This is a genomic window from Cryobacterium sp. TMT2-18-2 (assembly GCF_004402245.1).
Classification (GTDB): domain Bacteria; phylum Actinomycetota; class Actinomycetes; order Actinomycetales; family Microbacteriaceae; genus Cryobacterium; species Cryobacterium sandaracinum.
The window spans coordinates 12,868-39,818 of the sequence record NZ_SOFU01000035.1 but is presented as its reverse complement, the minus strand read 5'-3'; the positions used below and the strand labels follow the sequence as shown (position 1 = coordinate 39,818).

Here is a 26,951-nt window from a genome sequence, read left to right as displayed (position 1 = left end):
GGGCGGGGCAGGGAGTTTAGGTAGTGTGGTTGGGTTCCACCACCGCCTGTCCGGGCACCAACCCAGAGGAGTCCCATGTCGATCACCGTTAAAGGCGTCATCGCTCGATCGAAGGGCGCGCCGGTGGAGCTTGTCGACATCGTCATCCCCGACCCCGCTCCCGGTGAGGTCGTCGTCGAAATCGAGACCTGCGGCGTCTGCCACACCGACGTGCACTACCGTGAGGGCGGAATCAACGACGAGTTCCCATTCCTGCTCGGCCACGAGGCCGCCGGCCGGGTCAGCGTCGTCGGCGAGGGCGTAACCCACGTCGCCGTGGGCGACTTCGTCGTGCTGAACTGGCGCGCCGTCTGCGGCGACTGCCGCGCCTGCAAGCGCGCCGAGCCCTGGTACTGCTTCAACACCTTCAACGCCACCCAGAGGATGACCCTCACCGACGGCACCGAGCTCAGCCCCGCTCTCGGCATCGGCGCATTCGCCGAGAAGACCCTCGTGCACGAGAAGCAGTGCACCAGGGTCGACCCTGCCGCCGACCCTGCGGTCGTCGGACTGCTCGGCTGCGGCATCATGGCCGGCATCGGGGCCGCCATGAACACGGGCAACGTGACCTGGGGCGACTCGGTCGCCGTGATCGGATGCGGCGGCGTGGGCAACGCGGCGGTCGTCGGGGCCCGGCTCGCCGGGGCATCCGTCGTCATCGCGATCGACCGCGACGCGAAGAAGCTCGTGACCGCCCAGACGCTGGGCGCCACCCACACCATCGACTCAGCCGGCCTCGACGAGGACGGCGTGGTCGCGGCCGTGCAGGCACTGACCGGCGGTTTCGGTGCGGATGTCGTGATCGACGCCGTCGGGCGTCCCGAGACCTGGCGGCAGGCGTTCTACGCCCGCGACCTGGCCGGCACCGTCGTGCTGGTGGGCGTGCCAACCCCCGAGATGATGCTGGAGATCCCGCTGCTCGACGTGTTCGGCCGGGGCGGTGCTCTGAAGTCGTCCTGGTACGGCGACTGTCTGCCGGAGCGCGACTTCCCGATGCTGACCGACCTCTACCTGCAGGGCCGCTTGCCGCTGGACGAGTTCGTCAGTGAACGAATCGGAATCGGACACATCGAGGAGGCCTTCGCGAAGATGGCCCGCGGCGACGTGCTGCGCTCCGTGGTCGTGCTCTGATGACGGCGCGGATCGAACACCTCGTCACCTCAGGCAGCTTCAGCCTCGACGGCGGCACCTGGGACGTGGACAACAACGTCTGGATCATCGGCGACGACGACGAGTGCGTCGTGGTCGACGCGGCCCACGACGTCGACGCCATCCTCGCCGCGGTCGGCGACCGCAAGCTGGTGGGCATCCTCTGCACGCACGCGCACGACGACCACATCGGTGCCGTCGCCGGGGTGCAGGCCGCGCACACCGCGCCGACCTACCTCCACCCCGACGACATGATGCTGTGGGACCGGGTCTACCCGGATGCCCCGCCGAGCCGTCCGCTCGAGAACGGCCAGCGCATCCGGGTGGCCGGTATTGAACTCGAGGTGCTGCACACGCCCGGGCACACCCCCGGCGCCGTCTGCTTCTATGCGCCCGCGCTCGGCACTGTCTTCAGCGGCGACACGCTGTTCCACGGCGGACCCGGCGCGACCGGCCGGTCGTTCAGCGACTTCCCCACGATCCTCGCCTCGATCAAGGGCAAGCTGCTGATGCTCCCGGCGAGCACCGTCGTGCTCACCGGCCATGGCGAGTCGACGACAATCGGCGCCGAGGCCGGGCATCTGGATGAATGGATCGCCCGCGGCCACTAGGTCGTGACCCGGAAAGACCGCCCGGGACATCCGGCGAGCGGCGCCGCCGATGCGGTCAGAATCCGTTTTTGGCAGCACGGATTGTGGCTAACTCAGGAGATCCCCGCGCCCGGCCGGCAACCGCCTCGTGATTCCGCGGCCGATGCCGGCCCACACTCATCAGGCTCACCATTCTCCTGAGTTAGCCCCAAACGGGCGGTGGCAGCGGGCAGTAGTAGTGGGTGGCAGCGAGCGAGCAGCGCGCAGCGCGTTGCGACGGATGCCCGCAGCCGGCAGGTCAGCGGCGCACGATCGAGCGCAGTAGCCGCACAACAACGGACAGGGACGCCATGTCGTCCTGACCGAGGGCGTTGACCTCCTCGAACACGCTGCGAGCCCGTCCCAGCTGTTCAGCGTTGAGCGCCTCCCAGGCAAGCAGTCGGGCGTCGGCGTGGCCGGCATGCGTTTCCTTCAGCACCGCCCGCGTCATATCGGCGACCGTCGAGTACAGGTCGTCGCGGAGGGCGGCGCGGGCCAGGGCCTGCCAGCGGTCCTTGCGCGGCAGCACGGTGATGCGCTCCAGCAGGTTGTCCACCCGGAATCGATCGTAGACCGTGTAGTAGACGCCGGCGACGTCGGCCAGAGGCTCATCGACCTGGGCGGAGATCTGCGCCACGTCCAGCAGGGCGAAGGCCTCGAAGAGTTCTGCCCACCGGCGACCGAGGTTCTCCGGAACGCCCCACTCCTGGGCGGTCTCCAGCAGGGACTGCACGCGTTTGAGGTCGCCGCCCTTGAGGTAATCCTCCAGGTGGGCCCGCATCAGGTCCATCTGCGGTTTGTACTGGGCCACCACCTCGCCCACCGGTCGCGACGCCCCCTGGTTGACCTGCCAGCGCACGGCCCGGTCGAGCAGGCGACGGATGTCCAGGTGGATCGACGTCCAGTGCTTGGTCGGGAACGACGACGGCAGGGCGTTGACCTCGGCGACGAGCACGTCGATTTCGAAGATCTCCCGCAGCGCGACGAACGCCTTCGCGACCGTGGCCTGGTTCGCCGAGGTCTCCTCCATGGCCCGGAAGGCGAAGGTCACGCCGCCGAGGTTGATCATGTCGTTCGCGACGACGGTGGCGATGATCTCGCGGCGCAGCGGATGCGTGTCGAGCTCGGCGTCGAAGCGCTCGGACAGCTGCACCGGAAAGTACCGGCGCAGGGTTCGGCCGAACCAGGGGTCGTCGGGCAGGTCGCTGTCCCGCAGCGTGGTCGCCAGATCGATCTTGGCGTAGGCGGCCAGCACGGACAGCTCGGGTGAGGTCAGGCCCTGGCCCGTTTCGAGGCGCTCCCGCAGCGTCGCCGTGGTGGGCAGCGCCTCCAGCTCGCGCTTGAGGTCGCCCGAGGCCTCCTGCCAGTCCATCAGCCGTTCGTAGCTGGGGCTCCAGGTGGTCACCTTCGCCCGGTCGTTGAGCAGCAGAATGTTCTGGTCGACGTTGTCTTCCAGCACCAGCCGCGCCACCTCGTCGGACATGGAGGCGAGGAACTCCGACCGCTCCGACTCGGCCAGCTTGCCGGCGGCCACCATCCGGTCGACGAAGATCTTGATGTTGACCTCGTGGTCGGAGCAGTCCACCCCGGCGGAGTTGTCGATCGCGTCGGTGTTCAGGATCACGCCGGTGAGGGCCGCCTCGATGCGCCCGAGCTGGGTCATCCCGAGGTTGCCGCCCTCGCCGACGACCTTGACCCGCAGATCCCGGCCGTCGACCCGGATGGCGTCGTTCGCTTTGTCGCCGACCTGCGCGGCCGTCTCGCCGCTGGCCTTCACATAGGTGCCGATGCCACCGTTGTAGAGCAGGTCGGCCGGGGCGGTCAGGATGGCGCGGAGCAGTTCCGGCGGGCTCAGCCGCACCGTCCCGTCCGGCAGCCCGAGTGCGGCGCGCACCTCGGCGGAGATCGGCACCACCTTGGCCTGGCGCGGGAAGACCCCGCCGCCGGCACTGATCAGGCTGGTGTCGTAGTCCGCCCACGACGACCGCGGCAGGGCGAAGAGGCGCGCTCGTTCCTGGAAGGAGCGCGCGGCATCCGGAGTCGGGTCCAAAAAAATGTGTCGGTGGTCGAAGGCCGCCAGCAGACGGATGTGCTCCGAGAGCAGCATGCCGTTGCCGAAGACGTCGCCGGACATGTCGCCCACGCCGACGACCGTGAAGTCCTCGGCCTGCGTGTCGACGCCCAGTTCGCTGAAGTGGCGCTTGACCGACTCCCATGCACCGCGGGCGGTGATGCCCATGGCCTTGTGGTCGTAGCCGACCGAGCCGCCGGAGGCGAAGGCGTCGCCCATCCAGAAACCGTATTCGGCGGCGAGGCCGTTGGCGATGTCGGAGAAGGTGGCCGTGCCCTTGTCGGCCGCGACGACCAGGTAGGAATCGTCGTCGTCGTGGCGCACCACCCGGGCGGGGGGCACGAGCTGCTCCCCGTCCGCCGTGGTCACCAAGTTGTCGGTGAGGTCGAGCAGCCCCCGGATGAAGGTCTTGTAGCTCTCGATGCCCTCGGCCATCCAGGCCGCGCGGTCCAGCGCCGGATCGGGCAGCTGCTTGGCGAAGAAACCGCCCTTGGCGCCGGTCGGCACGATCACCGCGTTCTTGACCGTCTGCGCTTTGACCAGGCCGAGCACCTCCGTGCGGAAGTCCTCCCGCCGGTCCGACCAGCGCAGCCCGCCGCGGGCCACCTTGCCGAAGCGGAGGTGGACACCCTCCACCTGAGGGGAGTACACCCAGATCTCGTACTTCGGTCGCGGAAACGGCAACAGCTCGATCGAGGTCGGGTCGAGTTTGATGCTCAGGTAGGGCTTGTCCTGGAAGAAGTTCGTGCGCAGCGAGGACTCGATCAGGTTGATCAGGGTGCGCAGCACCCGGTCGGCGTCGAGCGTGGTGACCGCTTCCATGGCCACCGTCAGCTCATCCTTGACCTGCTGGCTGCGACGGATGCGCTCCGGCTCGGCCAGGTCCGGATCGAACCGCGCCTCGAAGAGCGCCACCAGCCCTCGGGTGACGGCCGGATTGGCCAGCAGGGTATCGGCGATGAAGCCGTAGGAGTTGGTGTTTCCGGCCTGGCGCAGGTACTTGGCGTAGCTGCGCAGGATGACGACCCGGTGCCAGGGCATGCCCTCCCGCAGCACGAGTCGGTCGAGGCCGTCCGACTCGATGGCCCCGCTGACGGCGGCGCCGAAGGAGTCGGCGAGGAGTGCGCCGGTCGCAACCGGGTCCACGCCCTCGGGGTAGCTCAAGCCCAGGTCATAGAGGTAGAACGCGCGGCCGTCGGCGGTCTCGATCTCGAAGGGCACCTCGTCGAGCACCTCGATGCCGAGGTTCTGCAGGAACGGCAGGATCTGGCTCAGGCTCTTGGGCTCCATCATGTAGAGCTTGATCCGGGCATCCTCCACCGTGACGCCGCGTCCCGCGGTGCTCCCGTCGTCGGCGTCGATGACCGTGTCACCGGCGCCCGTGCCGGTCGGAAGATACACGTTCAGCGCCGGCCGGATCGGCCCGGTCCCGGCGGCCTCCGCCTCGGCGGCCGCCGCGGCGCCGGCCTCGAATCGCCCGATGTCCTGCACGGCCTCCTCGAGCTCGTAATCCACCCGGTAGCTGGCGGGGAACGCCTCCGACCAGAGTTCGGAGAGGCGCTCCGCCTCGTCCAGCGGGTGACTCGCGCGCAGTTTCTCGCCGATCCCCTCGGGCCAGGACCGCACCGCCATCACCAGCCGGTGCTCCAGTGCGACGGCGTCGACGACACCGACCGTGTCGTTCTTCTGCAACCGGATGCGGAAGAACAGCCGGGCCAGCGCGGACTCGGTCATTCGGGCCTCGAAGTCGACGGACTCGGCGTGGAAGGTGTCCCGCAGCTCCTTCTCGATCCGCAGCCGCACGGCGGTGGTGTACCGGTCGCGGGGGAAGTAGACCAGCGCGGTCATGAACCGGCCGTAGACATCCGGGCGGAGGAAAAGCCGGGTGCGCCGCCGCTCCTGCAGACGTTGGATGGCCAGCGTGGTGGTGAACAGGGTGGGCACGTCGATCTGGAACAGCTCATCGCGGGGGTAGGTTTCCAGGATGCCGAGGAGTTCCTTGCCGCTGTGCGACCCTGGTGGGAACCCGGCCTGGTCCATCACGGCGTCGACCTTTTCGCGCAGGATCGGCACGTCCCGCACCGAGCTCGTATACGCCGTGGCGGCGAACAGGCCGATGAAGCGTTGCTCCCCCCGCACGTTGCCGTCCGCATCGAAAGTCTTGATCCCGATGTAATCGAAGTAGGCCGGGCGGTGGACGCTGGAACGCGAGTTCGCCTTGGTGATCACCAGGGCGCTGCGCTCGCGCGCTTTGAGCCGGCCGGCATCCGTCAGGTGCTGAATCTGGTGGCCGTCTTCGGTGGAGCGCAGCAGCCCCAGGCCGCTGCGGTCACGGATGCTCAGCACGTCCTCTCCGTCGACGGTCTCCAGGTCGTACTCCCGGTAGCCGAGGAAGGTGAAGTTGTCGCGGTCGAGCCAGCGCAGCAGTTCCTGCGCCTGCTTGATCTCCTGGATGCCCTCGGCGTGGGCGACATCACCGAGCGCGTCGGCGATCTCCACGGCCTTCGTTCGCATGGCCTGCCAGTCCTCGTTGGCGGCGCGAACGTCGCCGAGGACCGTGGCCAGCCCGGCGACCAGAGCAGCCCGCGCCTCGTCGTTGGCGGTTTCGATCTCGATCGCGATCCACGACTCGACCTGGGTGACGGTCTCGTCGACGTCACCGGGCCGGGCGCCGTCGCCGCCGTGCACGCGGGTGACGCCGAGGAGCTCGTTGGTGTTCCGGTCGCGGGTCACGACGAGGAGCGGGTGCACCTCGAGGTGGATGGCCGAGTGCTGGCGCACCAGCTCGGCGGTGACCGAGTCGACCAGGAATGGCATGTCGTCGGTGACGATGTAGACGATGCTGCGGCCGGCTTCGTTCCGGATCTCGATGTTCGGGGTGCCGGGGGTGCGGCTCTGGGCGACCTGACGATGCTGGACGGCCCGCTCGCGGAGGGTTCCCCCATCGGAGTTCTGCCGGTCTTCCCCGGCCAGGTGCTCGTAGTAGTCGCCCAGGAAAGCGTCCAGTGTGCTGTCTGCCGGTGATTTCCCGGTGCGGGTGGACTCAGACGTCATTGAAATAAGCCTCCATCAGAAAATCTCCGCGTCATTGCGGATCACGTGCGTACGAACCACGGCATGCTACGGCCACGCCCCTGTCTACCATCGTAGATTCGGTGGCCGGGTTCCACAGACCGAACCACCGCGCAGTGGTGGATCCGTCGCAAAGTGCACGCGCGTAGGCTGACCCGATGCGCGCGATCATCGTAGACACCCCCGGCGGCCCCGATGCCCTCACCCTCACCACCGTGGACGACCTGCCCGTCGGGCCCTGCGACATCCGGATTCGGGTCGCCGCGGCCGGCGTGAACCGAGCGGATGTCGCGCAGCGGCTGGGCAGCTACCCGTCGCCGGCCGGGGCGCCGCAGTGGCCCGGCCTGGAGGTGTCCGGAGTCGTCAGTGAAGTCGGCGCCGGGGCAAAGCGGTTCGCGGTCGGCGACCGGGTGTGTGCCCTGCTGGCCGGCGGCGGCTACGCCACCGAGGCCGTGGTGCACGAGGACCTGGCCCTGACCGTGCCCGACTCCATGGACCTCGTCGAGGCGGCGGGCCTGCCGGAGGCGCTGGCCACCGTGTGGTCGAACGTGTTCCTGAGCGCGGGGCTGGCCGCCGGGGAGACGCTGCTCGTGCACGGCGGCACCAGCGGCATCGGCACCACCGCGATCCAGCTGGGCGTGCTCGCCGGCGCGCGGGTGGCCGTGACGGCCGGCTCAGCCGAGAAGCTGGCGGTGTGCCGCAGCCTGGGCGCGGAAATCCTGATCAACTACCGCGAGCAGGATTTCCCCACCGAAATCCAGACCGCCACAGAGGGGCGCGGCGCCGACGTGATCCTCGACATCATCGGCGGCTCCTACGCGGCCCGCAACGTGGCGGCACTGGCGGTCGACGGCCGCATCATGGTGATCGCCAACCAGAGCGGCGAGAACGCCGACTTCAATCCGTTCCATCTGATGCAGAAGCGCGGCCGGTACTGGGGTACCACCCTTCGCTCCCGCCCGTTCGAGGAGAAGGCGGCCATCATGCAGGCCCTCAGGACGGATGTCTGGCCCTGGCTCGAATCCGGCCGCTTCCGCCCGGTGATCGACAGCATTTTTCCGTTTGAGAAGGCCGCCGAGGCACACCGGCGGCTGGAGGCATCCGTTCACGTGGGCAAGATTCTGCTGGTCGGTGATTGAGCCCGTCGGGACTCGGGACTCGGGACTCGAAACTCGGGACTGAAACATGCGCTGGAAAAAAGATCTAAGGGAGGATGAGTCATGGACAGCATCAGTCTGTTCGTGCCGATCCTGCCCGGCAAGCTCGACGCCTGGAAGCAGTTCACCAGGGAGTCGAGCGCGCGCATGGGCGAGCACGCGGAGTCGCGCCGGCGGGCCGGCATCACCTGAGAAACTGGCACACCGAGAGCCAGCGGCAGGCCACGGCCAGCTTCGACACCGAGTGAGGATGCCGCCGTGGATCCAGAGCTGCTCCACGTTGGTCGGCTTCCACTCTGTCGGCGACCTCCGGCGACACGAGGTCGACCAGCCATCCGTCCCGAACGAATTCGACGGAGATTCTGCCGAAATCTGCCCTAAACCCACTCTGGAAGGCGATTTCACCCAAAATCTCCGTCGAATTGGTTCGACGCCGAACCCGGCGCTCGCCCGTGCTGAACAGCGTCCGCGCGGTGCAGTCAGCTCTGCCAATCCGGGAGCGATGCAATCAACCGATTCGGACTCACTCGTCCTGGGCAGGCGAGGCACGGTGAGCGCCCCGCGGGCCTGCTACCGTGAACGCTGGCGAATCCCCACCCGATTGGAACCACCCGCATGAAGAACTGGTCCTTCACCACCTGCGCCGTCGCCGGGTTCAGTTTCAGTGCCTTCGGGGTGGCCCTGATCATTCTCAACGCCGTGACGGCCAACGCGTTCCTCACCGTCCTGCTCTGGATGGCGGGCGTGGCCCTCCTGATCGGCGGATCCCTGTCGGTGCGTGCCCACCTGCTCTGGACGCGCGGCGACACCCGGTAAACGAGGCCCCGCCCCTTAGATCGCGAATTCGCCGCCCGGAGCGCGTTCGGTCTCGGCGAGGCTGGCCGGCACATTCGTGGCGTTCACCGGCTCGTCGCTGTAGGTGGAGGTGACCAGGATGGGCAGGTGGTCGGAGGTGCCGAGGGGCAGCGTCTCGACACTGTCGATGGTCAGTCCGATGGAGGTTGCCAGGTCGAAATGCCCACGGAAGAACTTGTAGCGCGTGTACGTGCGGGTGTCGCTCAGGGTGAGGTCGTAGCCGGACTGAGTGATGTGGTCGCCGAGGCGCCCCTTGAAGATCGGGTAGTTGTAGTCGCCCACCATCAGGGTCGGCAGGCCCGGCCCGAGCACGTGCAGTTCTTCGTGCGCGGTGCGGATCTGGTTGCGCCGCAGGGAGTTGAGCGCGGTGAGCGGCGCGGCGTGGAACGAAGCGACGACGATTTCGCGGTGGGCGACGAGGTCGGTCAGTCGGGTGCCGATCAGGCGCTCATGCGCGGGGGTCAGCACGCGGTCGTGCAGTGACTTCTTGAGCGCAAAGGTCTGGGTGTGCTCGTTGGTGAACCGGTCCTTGCGATAGTAGATCGCCAGGCCGAGTCGGTTGCGCACAGTGGAGTCGGCGAGGTGCAGGAGACCGATCTCCTCGGGGAGCTCGAGGGTGTCGCATTCCTGCAGGCACAGGACGTCGGGATCGTAGTTCTCGGCCAGGGCGATGAGCTCTCCACTGGCACGATTCTTGCGGAGGTTATAGCTGATGACTTTCACGACTGACCTTTTTCGATTCGACTCGACTCGCTGAACACCCACCCAGCCTACGTTTGCAACGCAGAAATGCTATATCGGCGGGGTGAATTCTCGGCGGCCCTCATGCGAGACTCGGGGCATGATGCAGGATGCGGCGGCAACAGTGGCGGCAACGGTGGAGTCGGTCAGCCGAGACGAACGGCACGCGTTCAGCAAGCCGACAGTCCCGGACATCCGTTTGATCGCGGGATTCGGGGTGGAGGGAGACGCTCACGCCGGAGCCACGACGCAGCACCGCTACCTGATCGTGAAGGATCCGACCAGGGCGAACCTTACCCAGGTGCACTTCATGCCCGCCGAGCTCTTCGACGAGCTGCGGGGGGCCGGCTTCGAGGTCTCCCCCGGCGAGCTGGGCGAGAATATCACAACCCGCGGGCTGGATCTGTCCGGCCTTCCGCGGGGTGCCCGGCTGCGACTCGGCACCCACGCGGTCGTGGAGATCACCGGGGTGCGCAACCCCTGCTCACTGATCAACGGGTACCAGAAGGGGCTGATGAAGACGCTGATCGACACGGATGATGCCGGTCTGGTGATCCGCAAGGCGGGGATCATGGGAATCGTCGTCACCGGGGGAAGCGTCGCTCCCGGGGACCCGATTCGGGTGCGGCTGCCGGCCGGAAAACACCTGCCGCTCGGCGTGGTCTGACGCGGGGGTAACGGCACTCGGCGACCCTGCTAGTCTCGGCCTCACCTGACCTGTGAAGGAATCCCGATGGCACGCAAAAACGACACCCCCGATCAGAAAATTTCCCGCCTCCGCGTCTACAACATCGTGGCCGGCTCACTGCACCTCGTGCAGGCCCTGGGCTTCGCGTACGTGCTCACCCTGCTCAGCACTCAGGTCACCTTTGCCGTCACCGCCGACTATCTGTCGGGTCCTCCCGGCGTGCCGCTGCCGCCCGAGCGGGTGACCCTGTTCAACGTCAACGTGGGCATCGGCGTCGTCTCGTTCCTGGCGCTCTCGGCCTTCTTCCATTTCCTGATCTCGTCGCCGAAATTCTTCCCCCGCTACGCGGCGGGGCTCAAAGCCAACCGAAACTACTTCCGCTGGGTCGAATACTCCCTGAGCTCCTCAATCATGATCTGGCTGATCGCCCAGATCACCGGTATCACCGACATCGCGGCCCTGTTCTCGATCTTCGCCGCCAACGCCGCCATGATCATGTTCGGGGCACTGCAGGAGAAGTACGAGACACCCGGCAACGGCAAGTTCCTGCCCTTCATCTTCGGGTCGATGGTGGGCGTGGTGCCGTGGGTCGTCATCCTGATCTACTTCATCGCCCCCGGCTCGAACACCGAGGCCGCACCGCCGGCCTTCGTCTATGGCATCATCGTTTCCCTCTTCCTGTTCTTCAACACGTTCGCCGTCAACCAGGTGCTGCAGTACCGTCAGGTCGGCGGCTGGCGCGACTACCTCCGCGGCGAGCGCGCCTACATCACGTTGAGCCTGGTTGCCAAGACCGCGCTGGCCTGGCAGGTGTTCTCTGGCGCGATCATCCCCGCACTCACCTAGGGCAGTCGTCCAGCCGACCAGCTCGGGCCTGAGCTCGTGCCGGATACGGCGGGAGCACCACCCCCGTGCCTCGATGCTGGTCCGCAGCCCCATCTCGTAATCGTCCCGGGCGAAGCCCGCGACAGCCGTCGTCTCACCGAGGTTCCGGATCGGCAACGGACCGGCGAGGTGACGGCCACAGTGTCGACGGACGAGTGCCCGCAGGGCGCGCACTCGGGGAGTGGGCGCCCGGAGCACGGCCGCCCGGGTCGGGGCCGTCGAGGAACTCGAGGATGTCCGGCAGGAGGCGCGGATCTGAGATCGCGGCCATGTGCCCCTTGCCGGGATAGAGGATGAGGCGGGCGTTGGGGATGCGCGCCACCGTCACGCGGAACAGCTCGGGCGTGTAGAAACCGTGCCGGTCGCCACCGATCAGCAGGGTGGGAGCTTCGATCTCGCCGAGCCGGTCGCGCAGGTTGAAGGCGTCTTCGGCGCGAATGATGGTGATCAGGTCGGGGCTGGCATTGCCGAACGTGCGGGGTCCGAGCATCCAGCCCATGCCGGCTGCCAGCCGACCCGGAGGCGTGTTGCCGAGGACACTGAACATCTCCCGGCTGGCCTGCCGCGGGCGCCCGGCAAGAACCTCTTCAGCGACCCGACGATGCACCTTCTTGCCGTTCGACCCCAGGGTGTAGGCCGCGCAGACCACGACGAGACGCTGCACCACATCGGGGTGGTCGGCGGCGAGTTGCAGGGCGATGCTCCCGCCGGTCGACGTGCCGATCACGTCGACCGGCCCCGGAAACTCCAGGCGCAGGGCGTCGGCGTAGTCCCGGGCGATGTCGGCCATACTGGCGTTCGGGTCGAGGCCCGGGCGCGGGGTCAGCCTGAGCACGCGGTGCCGGACCGCCACCGGGGCCAGCATCCGGGTCACGAGCATGCGCTCGACGCCGACCGTCGGTTCGAAGTTCTGGGTGAGGTCCGGGATGGCCACCAGCGGCGAGCCCGTGCCGAACCTCAAATAGGGCATCCCTCCGAGGAGGGTGCCCGTTCGCCGAGCCATGGTGCGCGCATCGGTGACATTCTGTGTTTGTGTCGCGGGGGGCATTGAATTGACCCTTTCGTTTCGGTGACTGTTCCGGATGCCGTCAGCCGGCTCCGCGGAGAGCGGTGCGGCAGCGATCGGCCCGGCAGCAATCGGCCCTGGCGTGGCCGGCTGCGCAGAACCGTTGGTGACAGTACCCGCGTCCCGGGACCCTCGAAAGCGTCCCGGCAGATTCGGCCGGGGTTCAGGAGAGCCTTCCCATCCTGAAGCAAACGAGAGGAACGTGATTTTCGAGCGAAGTGGTGCCAGCATAAGGAGCGGGTCTACGCGTGGGAAGGCACGCCCGACTGCGGAGTCGCGTGACAAATGGGCAGCGACATCCGTCTAGATGTGTGAGACCCCATTTACGGAAGGCACCCGCTTCCACCATCGAACGGACCCCACATGACGAGCACGGATCTGCACCACGACGACCTGACCGATGACGTGAGCGCACCCCGGCTCGCCGCTGTCGTCTACAACCCCATAAAGGTTGACGTCGACGAGCTCCGGGATGCCGTCGAGGCCCAGCAATCGGCCGCCGGCTGGCCGGAGACGCTGTGGTTCGAGACGTCGGCGGAGGACCCGGGGCAGGGACCGGCCCGGAAAGCGATCGAGGCCGGAGCCACCATGATCATCGTGGCCGGCGGTGACGGCACCGTGCGCGCCGTCGCCGAAGCCGTACACGGCACGGAGTGCGCACTGGCGCTGCTGCCGTCGGGCACCGGTAACCTGCTCGCCCGCAACCTGCAGCTGCCCCTCGCCGACACCGGGCTGGCCCTGCAAGCCGCGTTCGCCGGCCAGGACAAGGTGATCGACGTGTGCCTGATCGACATCGAGCGGGCAGACCGATCAGTCGACCGGCACGCCTACCTGGTGATGGCCGGGCTCGGCCTCGATGCCAAGATGCTCGCGAACACCGACGACGACCTCAAGGCGAAGGCCGGCTGGCTGGCCTACGTGAAATCCCTGATCGCCGTCGGCAAGGACGGCAGCGAGCTACGGTTCCGGTACCGGCTCAACACGAAGCCCGAGCAGTCGATGCGCGCACACACCATCATGGTCGGCAACTGCGGGTCGCTTCCGGCCAGCATCGAGTTGATTCCCGACGCCGCCCTCGACGACGGACTCTTCGACGTGGTCGTCCTGAAGCCGGAGGGCTTCGGCGGCTGGCTGCAGATTCTGTCGAAGGTGCTGTGGGAGAACGGCGTGCTCAGCCGAACGGCATTGGGCCGCAAACTGCGCACCAATGATGTCGACGCGCTCAACTACGCCACCGGCACGAAGCTCGTGCTGCGGCTCAACCGTCCGGAACAGATCGAACTCGACGGCGACGGGTTCGGCACCGCCGTGGCCTTCAAGACCTGGGTGGATGCCGGCAGCCTCACCCTGCGCATGCCGAGCGACGCCGCGTAGGCGGCGCGGGGCATCCGTCGCCCTTCCCCGTTCCACTCTGCTCGACGCGCGGGACGTGCGCCGCTCTGCGGGTGGCCTGCCACCAGCGCAGCGGCGCGGCACCCGCGCCGGCACCACCGGCGACGGATGAGTGACGGCTGCGGGACGGCTGCGGGACGGCTGCGGGACGGCTGCACAGCCGTCAACGGCCGCCGCCTCCGCCGCCGCCGGAGTACCCGCCGCCGCTGCTGGAGCTGACGGGAACCGTGGCAGAGGTGAGGACCGAGGCGACCCAACCGTTCATGGCGACGCCGAAGCCGCTCGCGCTGAAGCCTCCCTGCGACACGATCCAGCCCGGCTCCGGCGCCCCGTGCTCGTAGAGCACGACGAGTTCCTTCGCCCAGTCCCGTTCGACGCCCCAGAGCACCGCGAAGGGGAGCAGCTCCTCATAGAGCTTGACCAGTTCGACGGTGTCGGGTGCGCCGGCGGCATCCGTCCCCGGGCTCGGCAGCGCCCCCGATGCGACACCCGGCACGGCAGGCGTCGTGCCCCGCAGCGCGCCGTCCGGGCTCTGCAGCATGCGGAAACGCTCCTCCTCGGCGAGCTTCAGATAGACCTTCAGCCCCTTGAGGTAGTCCCGCTGATCGGCCCCGGAATCGGTGAGCTGCACCGTGCCCTGGGCGAGATAGAGGGCCAGGTAGAGGAACAGCGCGGCGATGACGGCGACCGTCATCACCTCGCCGAACTTCGGGGAGCCGTCGATCAGCGCCACCGCCCCGAGGACGGCCAGGGCTGGCAGCAGCACGACGGCCATTCCGATGGCGATCCACCTGCCGCCGCGGCCGGCCACCTTGGCCCGCCAGCCGCGCTCGATGACCGACGCTGTCGCGGCGGGGAGGAACGCGCTCAGTTTGGCGGCGAGCGCGCTGTCGGCGACCCCCAGTTCCCGCGTCGCTCCGATCGTCAGGCGGGGGAACAGCGTCTCCAGCAGCTTTCGCTCCTGAGCGTCCACGCCCTCCACGGTCAGCAGCTGCAGCGTGTAGTCGCCGCCGCCGGCGCTGACCGGGTAGTCGAGGATGCGCACCGTGCCGCGCACCGCCAGGCTCACAAGCTCTGCGGCGATAGCGGACTTCGACCGATTCGCAAGGTCCCCCGCCTCCAGCAGGTTGTAACCCTTCGGCACGCTGTACTGGGCGATGATGGTGCCTCGGCCGCGGGCGTCGCGCTGGCCGAGTCGGCGACGGATGAAGGCGAGCACGACCCCGAGGAAGCCGACAGCCGCCACCAGGAACAGCAGCCCGGTCGCCGGTCCTCCCCCACCGTTGTCCGAATCGCTCGCACCGTCGCTGGCCGAGGCCGGCACCGGCACGAAGGTGCCGGGTGCGAAGCCGATGGCCACGGTCAGGTTCTGCCGAGGACCGAGGCCCTGCACGGACGAGGTGAACAGCTGGCCCGTGGATCCGGGCACTGCGGCATCCGTCGTCTGGCTGATCTCGCACCGGGCGCCGTCGTCCTGGGCGCCGGAATAGCAGGCGGTGTCTCCGGTGAGGAACTCGGCGATGCTCGGGTCGACGTGCACACGCGCGGTGACGGAGCCGAACGACTGGTCGAACCCGGTGCCGTTGGTGTCCCAGTAGAGCTCGTCGTCGTCGGTGTCGGCGAACGCGCGCACCACGTTCTGCTGCGTGTAGGTGATCGTGTAGGTCTGCTGGCCGCGCACGAACTCATCGGTGCCGAGCGGCACCTCGGTGACGGAGCCCTGGTCAGAGGTCTCGAAGTTGACGGGGGCTCCGGTGGCGTCGGTGACCGATTCGACGGTGGTGTTCAGCGGCACCCCGTTGTAATCGTTGGGGAGGAGGCGCACCATGCCCCGGTTCTGGTCGAAGTTCGGGAACTGCGCCACGAACGTCTCGACCGTGCGCAGGGTGGAGTGCCCGGCGTCATCACGGGAAAGGTAGTAGTCGGCCTCGAAGGAGGTGAATGTGAAGTCACCGGTGTCTGCCGACGCGGCCAGGGGCATCCCGACGGCCGACATCCCGAGCGCGAGCGCCGCCGCGACCGCGACCGCGAGCGCGGCGATGACCTGCACGAAGCGCCGTAACGGATGTCCGGTCGGTGCGATCTCGTGCATGCTGTCGCTCCCCTGTTTCTGCCGGAGCCGGGCGCCTCGATGCGGCGTCGAACGCGCCGAGCCATGCTGTCCCCACAACATCCGCTCTTCGAAGGCTAGTGCAGCACGGGTTTTTTCGGTGCATGCGAACCGACAGCTGAGAGCCCGGCAACGAGAAAACCGGTCGGCCCCTTCACGAGGGGACGACCGGCCTTGGTGCTGCGGGTAATCAGGGCATCAGTACCAGTTGTTGGCCTGCGAGTGAGACCAGGCGGCGCACGGGGTGCCGTAGGAGGAGGCCTTGATGTAGCCCAGGCCCCAGGCGATCTGCGTGGTCGCGTTGGTGGCCCAGTCGCTGCCGGCCGTCGCCATCTTGTTGCCGGGCAGCGCCTGCGGGATGCCGGTGGCTCCGCCGTTGGAGTTCACGGCGTCGTACTTCCACTCCGATTCCTTCTGCCACAGCTGGTTCAGGCAGGAGAACTGGTCTTCACCCCAGCCGTACTGGGATGCGGCCATGGCCTGGGCCGTGGCGCGCGCGGCGGCGGGAGTGTTGCCGCCCGCCACCGACTGGGCGCGGGTGGACTCGGCGGCGGCCTGCGCTTCTGCCTCGGCTGCGGCCTGGGCTGCGGCCGCGGCGGCAGCCTCGGCGGCGACGCGGTCGGCTTCGATCGACGCCGCGGTGACGGCGGCGGTCTCGGCCTTGGTCTGGGCGGTCAGCGAGGTGATCTCGTCGAGAGGGAGGATCTCGTAGCTGGCGAGCGAGCTGGCGACCGCGGCGAGGCTGGAGGCATCCACCTTGTCCTGGGTGGCGGCGATGACCTGGTTGGCCTCGTTCAGGGTGATGGAGGCCGAGTTGTCGACGTGCGCCTTGGCGACCGCGCTGTAGGCGCCGAGCTGTTCACGGTGCAGGCCGGTGCTGTCGGCGAGTGCGGTTGTGGCCGAGACGCGGTCCTGGGTGGCGGAGGCGGACTGACCGGCGAAGCCGGCGCCGACTGCGAGGCCGGTGATGGCGAGCACACTCGTGGCGATGATAGCGATGCGGTGCGGGCGTTTGATCGTGCCGGGACCGGTGGTGCCGTTGCTGCTGGGAATGCTGTTGCTTCGCTTATTTTGGGCAGCGAATCGGATGCGGATTTCTTCGGGTGTTTCGGGCATGTATGTGCGCTTGACTTCCGTGTTACGCAAGCCCGCACGCATGAGCGCGCCGGCTCACTGAGCCTCGCGCCTGCGCTTTCGGGTGACGGCGCAGGCAAGATTTCCTATCCTGCCTCATGTTTCTGTACAAACGCTCATTTTAAACTGCGAGGGTCATGGGTAGCCGGGGATTGACACGGGATTCGGCAGGCCGTGCACCTCGATCAGGCGTGCCGCAGCCACCGACCGTCGGATAAAGAAAGCTGCGGGCATCGCGAACAGGTTGCTGAGGGCGATCGGGAGCACGAGGTTGAACATTCAGCGCCAACCGAGCACGCTGAGAATGGCGCCCGAAGTGCTGGAGCCGATGCAGGGGCGACCGAGAAGACGATCAGCCCGTAGCTCCCCGTGTGTTACGCAAAATGGCGAGTGCTGTGGCGCCGTCAACGACCGCGCCACAGGATGGGTGGCATGCCCAGACAAATTCGCTTCAACGCTTTTGACATGAACTGCGTCGCCCACCAGTCCTCAGGAATGTGGCGGCATCCGCTTGACCAGTCCTGGCGATACAAGGACCTCTCCTATTGGACCGACCTGGCCAGGCTGCTCGAGCGAGGCACTTTCGATGGCATTTTCATCGCCGATGTGCTCGGAACGTACGACGTCTATGGCGGTTCGAACGAGGCAGCGATCCGGCACGGGGCCCAGGTTCCCGTGAACGACCCGATTCTGCTCGTCTCCGCCATGGCGGCGGTGACCGAGAACCTCGGGTTCGGCGTGACCGCGGGTACAGCGTACGAGCATCCGTACCCGTTCGCGCGACGGATGTCGACACTCGACCATTTGACGAAGGGTCGCGTCGGCTGGAACGTCGTCACCGGTTATCTGCCGAGCGCCGCCCGCAACATGGGGCATGAAGACCAATTGGAGCATGACGACCGCTACGACGTCGCCGACGAGTATCTCGAGGTGCTGTACAAGTTGTGGGAGGGCTCGTGGGAAGACGATGCCGTCATCCGCGACCGGGAGACCGGGGTGTTCACCGATCCGAGCAAGGTGCATGAGATCGGGCATTACGGCAAGAACTTCACCGTGCCGGGGATCCACCTGTCCGAGCCGTCGTTGCAGCGCACGCCGGTGATCTATCAGGCCGGGGCATCGCCGCGCGGTATCGCCTTCGCCGCCGGCAACGCCGAGGCGATCTTCGTGGCCGCTTCGACCAAGTCCGGCCTCACCGCGACCGTGAGCAAGATCCGGGATGCGCTCGAGCAGGCCGGTCGAGACCGGTACTCCGCGAAGATCTACACGCTGCTGACAATCATCACCGACGAGACCAGCGAGAAGGCGCACGCAAAACATCAGGACTACCTTTCCTACGCGAGCGAAGAAGGCGCCCTGGTGTTCATGTCGGGCTGGATGGGCATCGATCTCTCTCGGTATGACCTCGACGAGCCGATCGGCAACGTGAAGAGCAACGCGATCCAGTCGGCGGTGGCAAATTTTCAGGCGGCGAATGATGACGGCTCCGAGTGGACCGTGCGTGACATCGCGAAGCTCGGCGCAATCGGCGGCCTGGGGCCGTTCATCGTCGGCTCACCGGAAGAGGTTGCCGATCACCTGCAGGAGTGGGTCGCCGATACCGATGTTGACGGATTCAACCTCGCCTACGCGATCACACCCGGAACGTTCGAAGACGTGGTCGAGTTCGTGATTCCGGAGCTGCGTCGTCGCGGGGCCTACCCGGAGGAGTACGTCGAGGGCACTCTACGCAACAAGTTGCACGGGCGCGGCGACCGTCTGCCCGAGGAGCACCACGGAGCCGATTATCGGCTCGGGGTGAACCAATCCGTTAGGTGACGAGCGGCGACCGCGCGGTGGCGGCGAACAGGTCAGTTGCCGCTGCCGACCCTCATCGCATAACTCCTGCAATACGGTGAGACTTCCCGCATGATCCGCGTGATTACGCGGGTGGACAAATCGGCAGGCAGAATTTGCAGGAGTTATGCTCGCCCCGCGCGGGTCACCGCGCCTATGCCCGCACCCGCCGCAACCGGATCGGACCCTTCGCCGTCGACGGATCGACCACGGCCCCGCCCTGCGTGATCTGCAGGTCGCCGCGGGCGACCATACGGCGTGCGGCGCGTCGGGCCGGCTCCATGAGGTCGTTCCAGCTCTCACCGCCGACCACTTTCGCCGCCTCGGACGGGCAGATCGTGGCATCCGTCGCCCGCGCACTGAGCAGTGTGGTGATGCTCTCTTCCAGCTTGAGGTCGGTCGCCGTGACCCCGTGTGCGCGGCACGCGCTCGAGCAGTACTTCACCGAATCCCAGTTGTCGGCCCACTTCGCGCGCCACTCGATGCGCCGCCCACACGAGGCGCACGTCTTGTCCGCCCGGTCGCGGGCGGGGTCAGAATCGGCGGGTTTTCGTTGACGGTGGGCCATGCCTTCTATCCTGCGGGATGGCGCGGGTCGTCGAGAGCCGCCGATCGGCGCCGCAGGCGTGACGAATCCGGCCCGCATTCGTCTTATCAGTGACGGATGTCTCAGCCCCCATGAGCGCCCAGGCCACCCGACACTGCCGGAGGCTAGGATTTTGGCACCTGAACCCGAAGGAAACCCTGTGACGAGCACCGACCGAGTGCGTGTCGAACGACGGCGCGCGGCCGCTGTTCCTGCCCGTGGCCGCAGCATCGAGGTGGAGGGGCATCAATTCACCGTGCACTCCCTGAAAAGCACCTCGCCGTCGCCGGACGCGCCGACCTACCTGCTGGTCCACGGCATCGGGGCGTCGCACCGCTACTACCGCCGGGTGCAGCGGAGCCTGGCCGCCACCGGGCACACCCATTCGCTCGATCTGCCCGGATTCGGCGGCACCCGCCGGCCCGTTCGGCCGCTCGCTGTCGAAGAATACGGTGCCCTGCTCGGCCGGCTTCTGGATCGACTCGAGGTGCCGCGGGCGGTCCTGGTCGGCCATTCGATGGGCGCCCAATTCGTCTCCGAGGTGGCCCGGCAACGCCCCGATGCCGTCTCCCACCTGGTTCTGATCGGCCCTGTCACCGATCCCCGCCGGTCGACAGCCGTGCAACAGGCCCTGGGCCTGACCCGGGATGTGACCAAGGAGTCGCCGTCGGGCAATCTGATCGTGTTCCGTGACTACCTCGAGTGCGGCCCGCGCTGGTTCTCCACCGAGCTCGTCCCCATGCTCGGCTACCGCACCGACCTGGCCCTTGGCGAGGTGCGCTCCCCCGTCCTCGTGATCCGCGGCACCAACGACCCCGTCTCCGGCAGCACCTGGTGCGCAGCACTGGCCGCCGCCGCGCCGGACGGGCATGTGTTCGAGGTTGCGGGGCACCGCCACCTGGTGCACCACAGTGCCGCCGTGCAAACCGCCGCCATCATCGAGGGGCACGCCCTCCGGCTTCCGTCGGTCGCGCACCCGGCACAATGATTCGCCGTCTCCTGAACCCCCGTCTGCTCAGTCGCCATCTGCGCGAGGCCTGGTGGTGGCTGCTCGACTACGTCTATGCGGCGACCGGCCAGACCCGTGCGTTCCTCTCCCGCGCCCGGCCCACGGACTTCCGCTCCGGCGCCAAAGCCCCGATCGTGATCATCCCGGGGGTGTACGAATCCTGGCAGTTCATGCGACCGTTGATTGAAATTCTGCATGGCCACGGGCATCCGGTGCACGTGGTGGCGAAGCTCGGCCGCAACCGGCGGTCTCTGGCGGATGCCGCAGCGACCGTGGCCGCCTACCTCGAGCGGGAGAACCTGAACGGCGTCGTCATCGTGGCGCACAGCAAGGGCGGCCTGATCGGCAAACTGCTCATGACGACGGATGACCCGGGCCGCCGGGTAAGCGGAATGACCGCGATCAGTTCACCCTTCGGCGGCTCCCGCTATGCGCGCTACTGGGTCGTGCCGAGCATCCGTGCCTTCGCCCCCGTCAACATGGCCCTGCACGACCTCGGCCTGGACCACCGGGTCAACAACCGCATCACGTCTATCTACGGGGTGTTCGACCCGCATATCCCCGAGGGCAGTGAACTCGTCGGCGCCCGCAACATCCAGCTCCGGGTTGGTGGGCACTTCCGCATCCTCGGCGACCCGGCGGCCGTGCGGGCCGTGCTCGACGCGGTGACGCATGCCGCGGAGTCGGCAGTCTGACTCCAGGTCGCAGATCGACCTTCGGTCACGCGGGCAAGGCGCTTGCCCTGCCGCACGTGAAGCCTGACCGCTCGGGCTGATGTTCAGCCGCAGGGAGGACTCCGCCCCGACTACTTCGCCGCGACAGTGCGCGCGCGGCGCGTACGGCGCTTCGTCGACGAGCCTCCTCGCCCGTAGACCAGGTACATGGTGAACCCCATGATGATCATGAGCAGCACGGTGTAGACGAACGTGATCGACATGGAGTCGAGGTTGTTCTCCCCCTCCGTGCTCGCCTTGATCGCAACACCGAGGGGTTGGTAGAGCGGGTGATACAGGAACACCGCGGCGTCATAGTCGTCGAGCAGGCTGTTGAAATTGAGCGCAGTGATCGCAGCCGCGGTCGGGAGAACCAGCGGAACCAGCACCGTGCGAAGGGTGAACATCGACCCGGCACCGAGGATGCGGGCGGCCTCCTCGAGCGACTCCGGCACCGACGAGAAAGCCGCCTTGAGCAACCGCAGGGTGAACGGGATCTTTACGATCACGTAGGCGATCAGCAGGAGACTCGTCGTTCCCGTCAGCACCTGGCCGCCGACCATCGCGTTGGGTCGGTCGAACGTCATGACGAGGGCGAGGGCGATGAGAATCGTCGGCAGGATCCAGGGGATGTGCAGCAGGTACTCCAGCGTGACGGTCAACGGGTTGCGGTGCTTCTGCAGCAACCGTGAGACGAACAGCATCCCGCCGACCACGATCACCGACGCCAGCGCGCTGTAGACGACGCTGACCACGAACGGCCGGAGCACCGCGGGCGTGCCGAAGACCGTGGCGTAGTTGTCGAGCGTGAACGAATTCCAGCTGATGCTCCCCGTGACGATGGCACTCGAGTGCACGAAGGAAAACAGCACGATCAGCAGCACCGGCGTCGCGTAGACGACGAAGAGAGCGTAGGCGGCCACGTGCACGGCAGCGTTCGCCACTGGGTTCGGGATTCTCTGTTTTTGCAGCGGGGTCGCCACCTTCGCCACCGAGAAGTACACCCCCGACTTTTCGACCCGGTTCATCATTGCCAGAAGCACGATGGTCGCCAGGCCGAGGATTACGGCGAGCAGCGCGGCGAGGTCACGCGACCCGGTGCTTTTGGAGAAGGTGAGGATCATCGGGGCGATCGTTTGGAAATCGGTGCCGCCCAACACGAGCGGCGCTGTCAGTGCGCCGAGACCGGTCAGGAAGGTGAGAACTGTCACGGCGAAGATCATCGGGCGCAGGGCGGGCAACACGATTCGCCAGAGGATGCCCATGGTCGATGCGCCCATATTGCGCGCCGCCTCGATGGTCTGGTAGTCGATCTTCGCCAGCGACGATCCCAGGAAAAGCATATGGTTCGTCGTCGTGGCCAGCGTCATCACGACGACGACCGCGAAGTAACCGGAGAACCAGTTCGGGTCGATCTCGGGAAACCAGTTGCGCACGGCGTTGGTGACGAATCCGTAGCGGCCGTAGATGAAGTTGTAGCCGGCGGCGAGCACGATGCCCCCGTAGATAAGGGTGGTGGCGTAGCCGAGCCACAGCATCCGTGCGCCCCGGATCTTGAAATAGTCGGTGACGAGAACGATGAAGATGCCGACGGCATTCACCGTGACGGCCAGCGTGGCGGCCAACGCGAAGCTGTGCCAGAGGCTGTTCATCGCACGTTCGGAGCTGACCAGTTTCTCGACGGCCCGAAAGCTGAACTGACCCTCCGGGAAGAAGGTTCTGATGAGCAGGTTGGCGTTCGGGAAGACCAAAAACGTCGCCACGAACCACAGCGTCACCAGGGTGATGATGACGACGAACGGGGATCGGAACATTGAAGCCCACGACGAAGTGCGCACGGATGTTCCCCTCTAGTACTGCAGGATCGACGACGGGTCGATATACAGTCGCGCCGCAGAACCCGGTTCGAGCGCAGATCCGCCGCCCTCGGGCACCAGAGCACGAATGCTGCTGCCATGACTGTCGATTGTGTAGGTGCTGTGCGAGCCGTGGTAGGAACGGCCGGCGACAACGCCATCGAGCCGGATCGCATCCGTGTTGCCTGGGGGCGCCTGCAACGACACCTTCTCCAGGCGCAGGTACGACGTTTTCGCTGGTGCGAGACCGGTGCCACCGCGCTGGCGCAGCTGGTGCACGACGTCGCCCGAGAGCTTGTTCATCGCACCGACGAAGGTACAGACGAACTCGGTGCCGGAGCGGTTGTAGATCTCCTCCGGGGTGCCTACCTGCTCGACCACACCGTGGTTGAACACGGCGATCCGGTCGCTCATGGTGAGGGCCTCTTCCTGGTCGTGCGTGACGTACACCGTGGTGATGCCGAGTTCCCGCTGCAGGTTCTTCAGCTGTTCGCGCAGCTGCACGCGCAGCTTGGCGTCGAGATTGGAGAGGGGCTCGTCGAGCAGCAGGATGCGCGGCTTGAGCACGAGGGCCCGGGCGATGGCGACCCGCTGCTGCTGGCCACCGGAGAGTTCGGACACGTTCTTCGCGAGCTGCTCCTCGCTGAGCTCGACCTGAGCGGCGATCTCGTCGACGAGCAGCGCCGTCTCGGCCTTCCTGGTCTTTCGCACCCGCAGGCCGAACGCGATGTTCTCCCACACGCTCATGCTGGGGAACAGCGCGTAGTTCTGGAAGACCATGCCCACGCTGCGTTTTTCGCTCGGCAGCCGGGTGGCCACCTTCCCGTCGATGTAGATCTCACCCCGGGACGGTTCGATGAACCCGGCGAGCGTGCGCAGGGCCGTCGTCTTGCCGCACCCGGAGGGCCCGAGCAGGGTGAAGAACTCACCCTGCTCGATCTCGAGGGTCAGGTCCGGGATGGCGATTTTCTCGCCGAAGCTCACTTCGACGTTCTCGAATCTGATCATGACTGTTCGTGCCCGGGCCGAGACTTAGGGCAGGTACTCGAGCTCGGTCTTCTCGACCCACTCGGAGATGCGTTCGCGGGTCAGCGACCAGTCGATGTCCTGCTTGGGGAGGGACTCGATCAGTTCGACGACCTCCGGAAGCGCCTCGGCGCGAGCCTTCTCATTCACCGGGTAGGACGCGAATTCGGCGGCGAACTCGCCCTGCACCTCGGCTCCGCCGAACCAGTCGATGAACTTCTCGGCCTGGTCCTGGCGCGGCGCGCCGTTGATGACCGCGATCTGCTCGGTGACGTAGGGGACACCGTCTTCCGGGCTGATCACGCCGGTCTTGGTGGCGTATTCGGCGTCGCGGCTGGTGATTCCGCTGCTCGGGAGCACGCCGTAGTCGACCTCGTCGCGGGTCAGGCGCGCATACAGGTCGGTGCCCTCGATCGCTGGTGAACCGTGCTTGTAGTAGTCGTGCACCTGCTTCCAGCCGGCATCCGAGATGCCCAGGTCGCCCTTCTCGTCGGCATAGGGCGCGAGCATGCCGGCGAGAACCAGTTGCGGGGTGGCCTGGCCGAGGCTGGTGTTCACTTCGTATCGGCCGTGGTATTCGGCGCCGTCCCACAGGTCGCTGACCTGTTTCGGGGCGTCTGCGCTCGTCACGGTGTTGGTGTCGTAGACGGTGACGATGGCCTGTTCGACGAGGGGCCAGAACGCCCCGTCCTTGGCGTCACCGGCTTTCTTGTCGACATCCCCCGACCACTCCGGCGTGTAGGCGGTGACGGCATCCTCTGCCTTCAGCGTTTCGAAGAACATATTGTTCAGGCCGAAGACGACGTCGCCCACCGGGTTATTCTTCTCGGCGACGATGCGGTTGGCGAGGTCGGCCCCGCCCAGCCCCACGATCTCGATCTTCATCCCGGCCTCGGCGGCCTTGGCGGTCACCCATTCCCCTCGCCCATCCGAATTGCTGTTCGTGTAGACGATGAGGGTTCCGGAGGATTCCCCCGACGACGCCTCGCCTGCCGTGCTGCTGCATGACGCCAACGCGACGGTGCCCAGAAGCACGGCCGCAAGAGTGGCCGCTGTGAGAATGCGCTTGTTCAATTGTGAGTCCTTTTCTGGGCCGCGAGAGGGCAGATGGCCACTCACCGACCGAATCAAGTTTTAGCAACGGTTCATTCACACTAAGTCGCAGCAAATACCGCCCCAGGCCACCTGAACGAAAGTTCGCCTTGCGTTAACTGGCTGTACTGACGCCGTTGGAAGCGATGCCGCAGTTGATGTCTTGCGCACGCAGCTGACGCAGAATTGTCCCGGGTTTTACTCGGCGCTCGTTCCCCGTAGAGTGCACACGATGGGCGCAGGTCGGCGGTTGGCCATTCAATGGGCTGAAGCTCCGGCGACACTGGGGGTGAGCGTTGGCGCGTTCGGCGGGCGCGGGCCGTCACTCCCTGCTCAGAGCGCACGGTTCACGGTTCACGGTTCACATTGCTCACGCCGCCGGAGCGAACCCCACCGACACGTCGATCAGCACCTTCCCGACAACGCCGCTCTCGACCAGGGCATGGGCATCCGCCGTGTGCGCCAGGTCGGTGCGGTGCAGCGGCAACCCCGCCTCCTCCCCCACGCCCAGCGCGCCGTCGACGAGGGCCGCGGTGATGTCCTCGGCCGCCGCCCGAATCACGTCGGCCCCCACCGTGTAGAGCAATACGAACTGGTAGCGCACGTTGAGGCTGAAGTGCTGGCGCACGTCGAGCGTCTCCTGGTCGCCGCCGTTGTTGGCATAGACCGCGATCGACCCCCGATTACGGATGACGGCCAGGTCCAGCCTCGCATTCTGGGCCGGTGCGACCTCCACGATCAGGTCCACCCCCTCCGGTGCGATCGCCCGGATCTGGGCCACGACGTCCGGGTCGGTGTAGGTGAGCACGTGCTGCGCGCCGGCGGCCGTGGCGAGCGCCGCCTTCGCCGGCCCGCTCACGGTCGTGACAACGGATGCCCCCGCCCATCGGGCCAGCTGGATCGCCGCGTGCCCGACCGCACCTGCTCCGCCGGCCACGAGCACCACTTTCCCGGCTAGGGCGCCCGGGTGCAGCCGCCGCGGTCCGTCTTCGGCCACCGTCAACGCGCGGTACGCCGTGATCGCCGGCACTCCGAGGCTCGCGCCCTGGTCGAAACTCGCATTCGCGGAAAGCAAAAAGACGCGCTCCGCGGGCAGCACGGCGTACTCCTGGGCCGAGCCGCTATTTGCGCGCTGGTACGCGGCGAGCGCCTGGCCCGGTGCCGAGCCGCGGCGCGACTTCCAGTCGGTGGGGTTCACGCCGCTGACCACGATCCGCACCCGCACCTCGCCGGCACCGGGTTCGGTCACCGGCCGATCCACGAGGTGGAGCACAGACGGGTCACCGGTCTGGCTGTACACAATGGACTTCACGTCAGGGGCAACGCGGGCGGGGGTGGAAAGATTCTCGCCTTGCCCTCATCTCGGGCTTCGGCCCCACGACGCGCACCAGTGCGGCATCACCGATCGCGCAGGCATACCGAAAATCGCACGAAACCGCCTTCCTCACCGCGACTTCGCAGCCGCCCCGCGCCCAAGCTCGGAGCATGTCCACTCCCTTAGACGACCCCAACTTCCGAAGCGCATTCGGCGCAGCCGGCATGGTCCACCGGCCAGGCATGGCCAATGACCTTCTTTAGGAGATGGCACCGCTCTTGGCGAAAGATGGCCTAGATGTCAATGATCCGTCGAGTTTCGACATCGCTGCCTTGAACGCGGCACTCGCACGCACGGTTGAGCGAACACACCTGGAACGATTCATGCCGATCGGCGTGACCAGGTCGAATACGTTGACCGTGCTCCCAGCCGGTACAGGTGTCAGAACCCAGCCCCGAAGCACTCCGAACAGGAACAGAGGGCGACCCCGCACCGCGGGGCCGCCCTCTGGCGAAACGTCGAGCCGGTGA

General features: G+C 67.0%; 22 protein-coding genes. 11 read left to right on the top strand and 11 right to left on the bottom strand.

Annotated features, from left to right (window positions below; genetic code table 11):
* Positions 1–75: 75 nt before the first annotated feature.
* Both E3O22_RS10955 and E3O22_RS10950 read left to right on the top strand, forming a co-directional pair.
* Positions 76–1,170 carry an S-(hydroxymethyl)mycothiol dehydrogenase gene (locus tag E3O22_RS10955; RefSeq protein ID WP_134393553.1) on the top strand — a complete coding sequence of 365 codons (1,095 nt, stop codon included), beginning with the start codon at positions 76–78 and terminating at the stop codon, positions 1,168–1,170.
* The gene (locus E3O22_RS10950; protein WP_134393552.1) at positions 1,170–1,799 is read left to right on the top strand and encodes an MBL fold metallo-hydrolase; all 630 of its coding nucleotides are present in this window, start codon (positions 1,170–1,172) and stop codon (positions 1,797–1,799) included. Before E3O22_RS10955 ends, E3O22_RS10950 begins: the two co-directional genes overlap by 1 nt.
* A gap of 277 nt (positions 1,800–2,076) precedes the next feature.
* On the opposite strand, the gene E3O22_RS10945 is transcribed toward E3O22_RS10950, so the two are convergent.
* Entirely contained in the window at positions 2,077–6,942 is a 4,866-nt protein-coding gene (locus tag E3O22_RS10945) for an NAD-glutamate dehydrogenase (RefSeq protein WP_134393551.1), read from the bottom strand.
* A gap of 176 nt (positions 6,943–7,118) precedes the next feature.
* Here E3O22_RS10945 and E3O22_RS10940 point away from each other — a divergent pair, with 176 nt between their 5' ends.
* The 3 genes from E3O22_RS10940 (at position 7,119) to E3O22_RS10935 (ending at position 8,933) form a co-directional block, all read left to right on the top strand.
* Positions 7,119–8,099 carry an NAD(P)H-quinone oxidoreductase gene (locus tag E3O22_RS10940; RefSeq protein ID WP_134393550.1) on the top strand — a complete coding sequence of 327 codons (981 nt, stop codon included), beginning with the start codon at positions 7,119–7,121 and terminating at the stop codon, positions 8,097–8,099.
* Positions 8,100–8,180: 81 nt separating this feature from the next.
* Complete coding sequence (locus E3O22_RS16565; RefSeq protein WP_255570051.1) at positions 8,181–8,309, top strand: hypothetical protein; 129 nt, start codon at positions 8,181–8,183, stop codon at positions 8,307–8,309.
* Positions 8,310–8,732: 423 nt separating this feature from the next.
* Positions 8,733–8,933, top strand: coding sequence for a hypothetical protein (locus tag E3O22_RS10935; protein WP_134393549.1), 201 nt, complete (start codon positions 8,733–8,735; stop codon positions 8,931–8,933).
* Positions 8,934–8,948: 15 nt separating this feature from the next.
* Here the strand turns inward: E3O22_RS10935 and E3O22_RS10930 are convergent, their stop codons facing one another.
* The gene (locus E3O22_RS10930) at positions 8,949–9,695 is read right to left on the bottom strand and encodes an endonuclease/exonuclease/phosphatase family protein (RefSeq protein ID WP_134393548.1); all 747 of its coding nucleotides are present in this window, start codon (positions 9,693–9,695) and stop codon (positions 8,949–8,951) included.
* Between the two features lie 118 nt (positions 9,696–9,813).
* Between E3O22_RS10930 and E3O22_RS10925 the strand changes: the two genes are divergently transcribed.
* Both E3O22_RS10925 and heR read left to right on the top strand, forming a co-directional pair.
* Positions 9,814–10,380 carry an MOSC domain-containing protein gene (locus E3O22_RS10925; RefSeq protein WP_370448386.1) on the top strand — a complete coding sequence of 189 codons (567 nt, stop codon included), beginning with the start codon at positions 9,814–9,816 and terminating at the stop codon, positions 10,378–10,380.
* 66 nt (positions 10,381–10,446) lie between these two features.
* Positions 10,447–11,247, top strand: a complete 801-nt coding sequence (gene heR / locus E3O22_RS10920; protein ID WP_134393547.1) for a heliorhodopsin HeR — start codon at positions 10,447–10,449, stop codon at positions 11,245–11,247.
* Between the two features lie 133 nt (positions 11,248–11,380).
* Here heR and E3O22_RS10915 read toward each other — a convergent pair whose 3' ends face one another.
* Positions 11,381–12,289: an alpha/beta fold hydrolase gene (locus E3O22_RS10915; protein WP_166784632.1), complete on the bottom strand. Its 909-nt coding sequence runs from the start codon at positions 12,287–12,289 to the stop codon at positions 11,381–11,383.
* Positions 12,290–12,715: 426 nt separating this feature from the next.
* On the opposite strand from E3O22_RS10915, the gene E3O22_RS10910 reads away from it, so the two are divergent.
* Positions 12,716–13,726: a diacylglycerol kinase family protein gene (locus E3O22_RS10910; protein WP_134393545.1), complete on the top strand. Its 1,011-nt coding sequence runs from the start codon at positions 12,716–12,718 to the stop codon at positions 13,724–13,726.
* A gap of 181 nt (positions 13,727–13,907) precedes the next feature.
* Here the strand turns inward: E3O22_RS10910 and E3O22_RS10905 are convergent, their stop codons facing one another.
* From E3O22_RS10905 to E3O22_RS15935, 3 genes are all read right to left on the bottom strand, one after another.
* Positions 13,908–15,836: a DUF2207 domain-containing protein gene (locus E3O22_RS10905; RefSeq protein WP_166784631.1), complete on the bottom strand. Its 1,929-nt coding sequence runs from the start codon at positions 15,834–15,836 to the stop codon at positions 13,908–13,910.
* 216 nt (positions 15,837–16,052) lie between these two features.
* Positions 16,053–16,970 (bottom strand): hypothetical protein, encoded by a 918-nt coding sequence (locus E3O22_RS16040; RefSeq protein WP_174722060.1) that lies wholly within the window; start codon positions 16,968–16,970, stop codon positions 16,053–16,055.
* 153 nt (positions 16,971–17,123) lie between these two features.
* Complete coding sequence (locus E3O22_RS15935; protein WP_166784630.1) at positions 17,124–17,267, bottom strand: hypothetical protein; 144 nt, start codon at positions 17,265–17,267, stop codon at positions 17,124–17,126.
* Between the two features lie 153 nt (positions 17,268–17,420).
* On the opposite strand from E3O22_RS15935, the gene E3O22_RS10895 reads away from it, so the two are divergent.
* Complete coding sequence (locus tag E3O22_RS10895) at positions 17,421–18,806, top strand: LLM class flavin-dependent oxidoreductase (protein WP_104099292.1); 1,386 nt, start codon at positions 17,421–17,423, stop codon at positions 18,804–18,806.
* A 172-nt stretch (positions 18,807–18,978) separates the two neighbouring features.
* Here E3O22_RS10895 and E3O22_RS10890 read toward each other — a convergent pair whose 3' ends face one another.
* Positions 18,979–19,392: a DUF2256 and DUF3253 domain-containing protein gene (locus tag E3O22_RS10890; protein WP_134393543.1), complete on the bottom strand. Its 414-nt coding sequence runs from the start codon at positions 19,390–19,392 to the stop codon at positions 18,979–18,981.
* A gap of 178 nt (positions 19,393–19,570) precedes the next feature.
* Here E3O22_RS10890 and E3O22_RS10885 point away from each other — a divergent pair, with 178 nt between their 5' ends.
* Positions 19,571–20,398 (top strand): alpha/beta fold hydrolase, encoded by an 828-nt coding sequence (locus tag E3O22_RS10885; protein ID WP_166784629.1) that lies wholly within the window; start codon positions 19,571–19,573, stop codon positions 20,396–20,398.
* Positions 20,395–21,114: a triacylglycerol lipase gene (locus E3O22_RS10880; RefSeq protein ID WP_134393541.1), complete on the top strand. Its 720-nt coding sequence runs from the start codon at positions 20,395–20,397 to the stop codon at positions 21,112–21,114. Before E3O22_RS10885 ends, E3O22_RS10880 begins: the two co-directional genes overlap by 4 nt.
* A gap of 110 nt (positions 21,115–21,224) precedes the next feature.
* On the opposite strand, the gene E3O22_RS10875 is transcribed toward E3O22_RS10880, so the two are convergent.
* The 4 genes from E3O22_RS10875 to E3O22_RS10860 form a co-directional block, all read right to left on the bottom strand.
* On the bottom strand, positions 21,225–22,946 hold the full coding sequence (locus E3O22_RS10875) for an iron ABC transporter permease (protein ID WP_166784628.1): 1,722 nt from the start codon (positions 22,944–22,946) through the stop codon (positions 21,225–21,227).
* Between the two features lie 36 nt (positions 22,947–22,982).
* Positions 22,983–23,996, bottom strand: coding sequence for an ABC transporter ATP-binding protein (locus E3O22_RS10870; RefSeq protein WP_134374055.1), 1,014 nt, complete (start codon positions 23,994–23,996; stop codon positions 22,983–22,985).
* A gap of 24 nt (positions 23,997–24,020) precedes the next feature.
* Complete coding sequence (locus tag E3O22_RS10865; RefSeq protein ID WP_134393539.1) at positions 24,021–25,088, bottom strand: extracellular solute-binding protein; 1,068 nt, start codon at positions 25,086–25,088, stop codon at positions 24,021–24,023.
* A gap of 388 nt (positions 25,089–25,476) precedes the next feature.
* Positions 25,477–26,418 (bottom strand): zinc-binding dehydrogenase, encoded by a 942-nt coding sequence (locus tag E3O22_RS10860; protein ID WP_134393538.1) that lies wholly within the window; start codon positions 26,416–26,418, stop codon positions 25,477–25,479.
* Positions 26,419–26,951 lie beyond the last annotated feature (533 nt).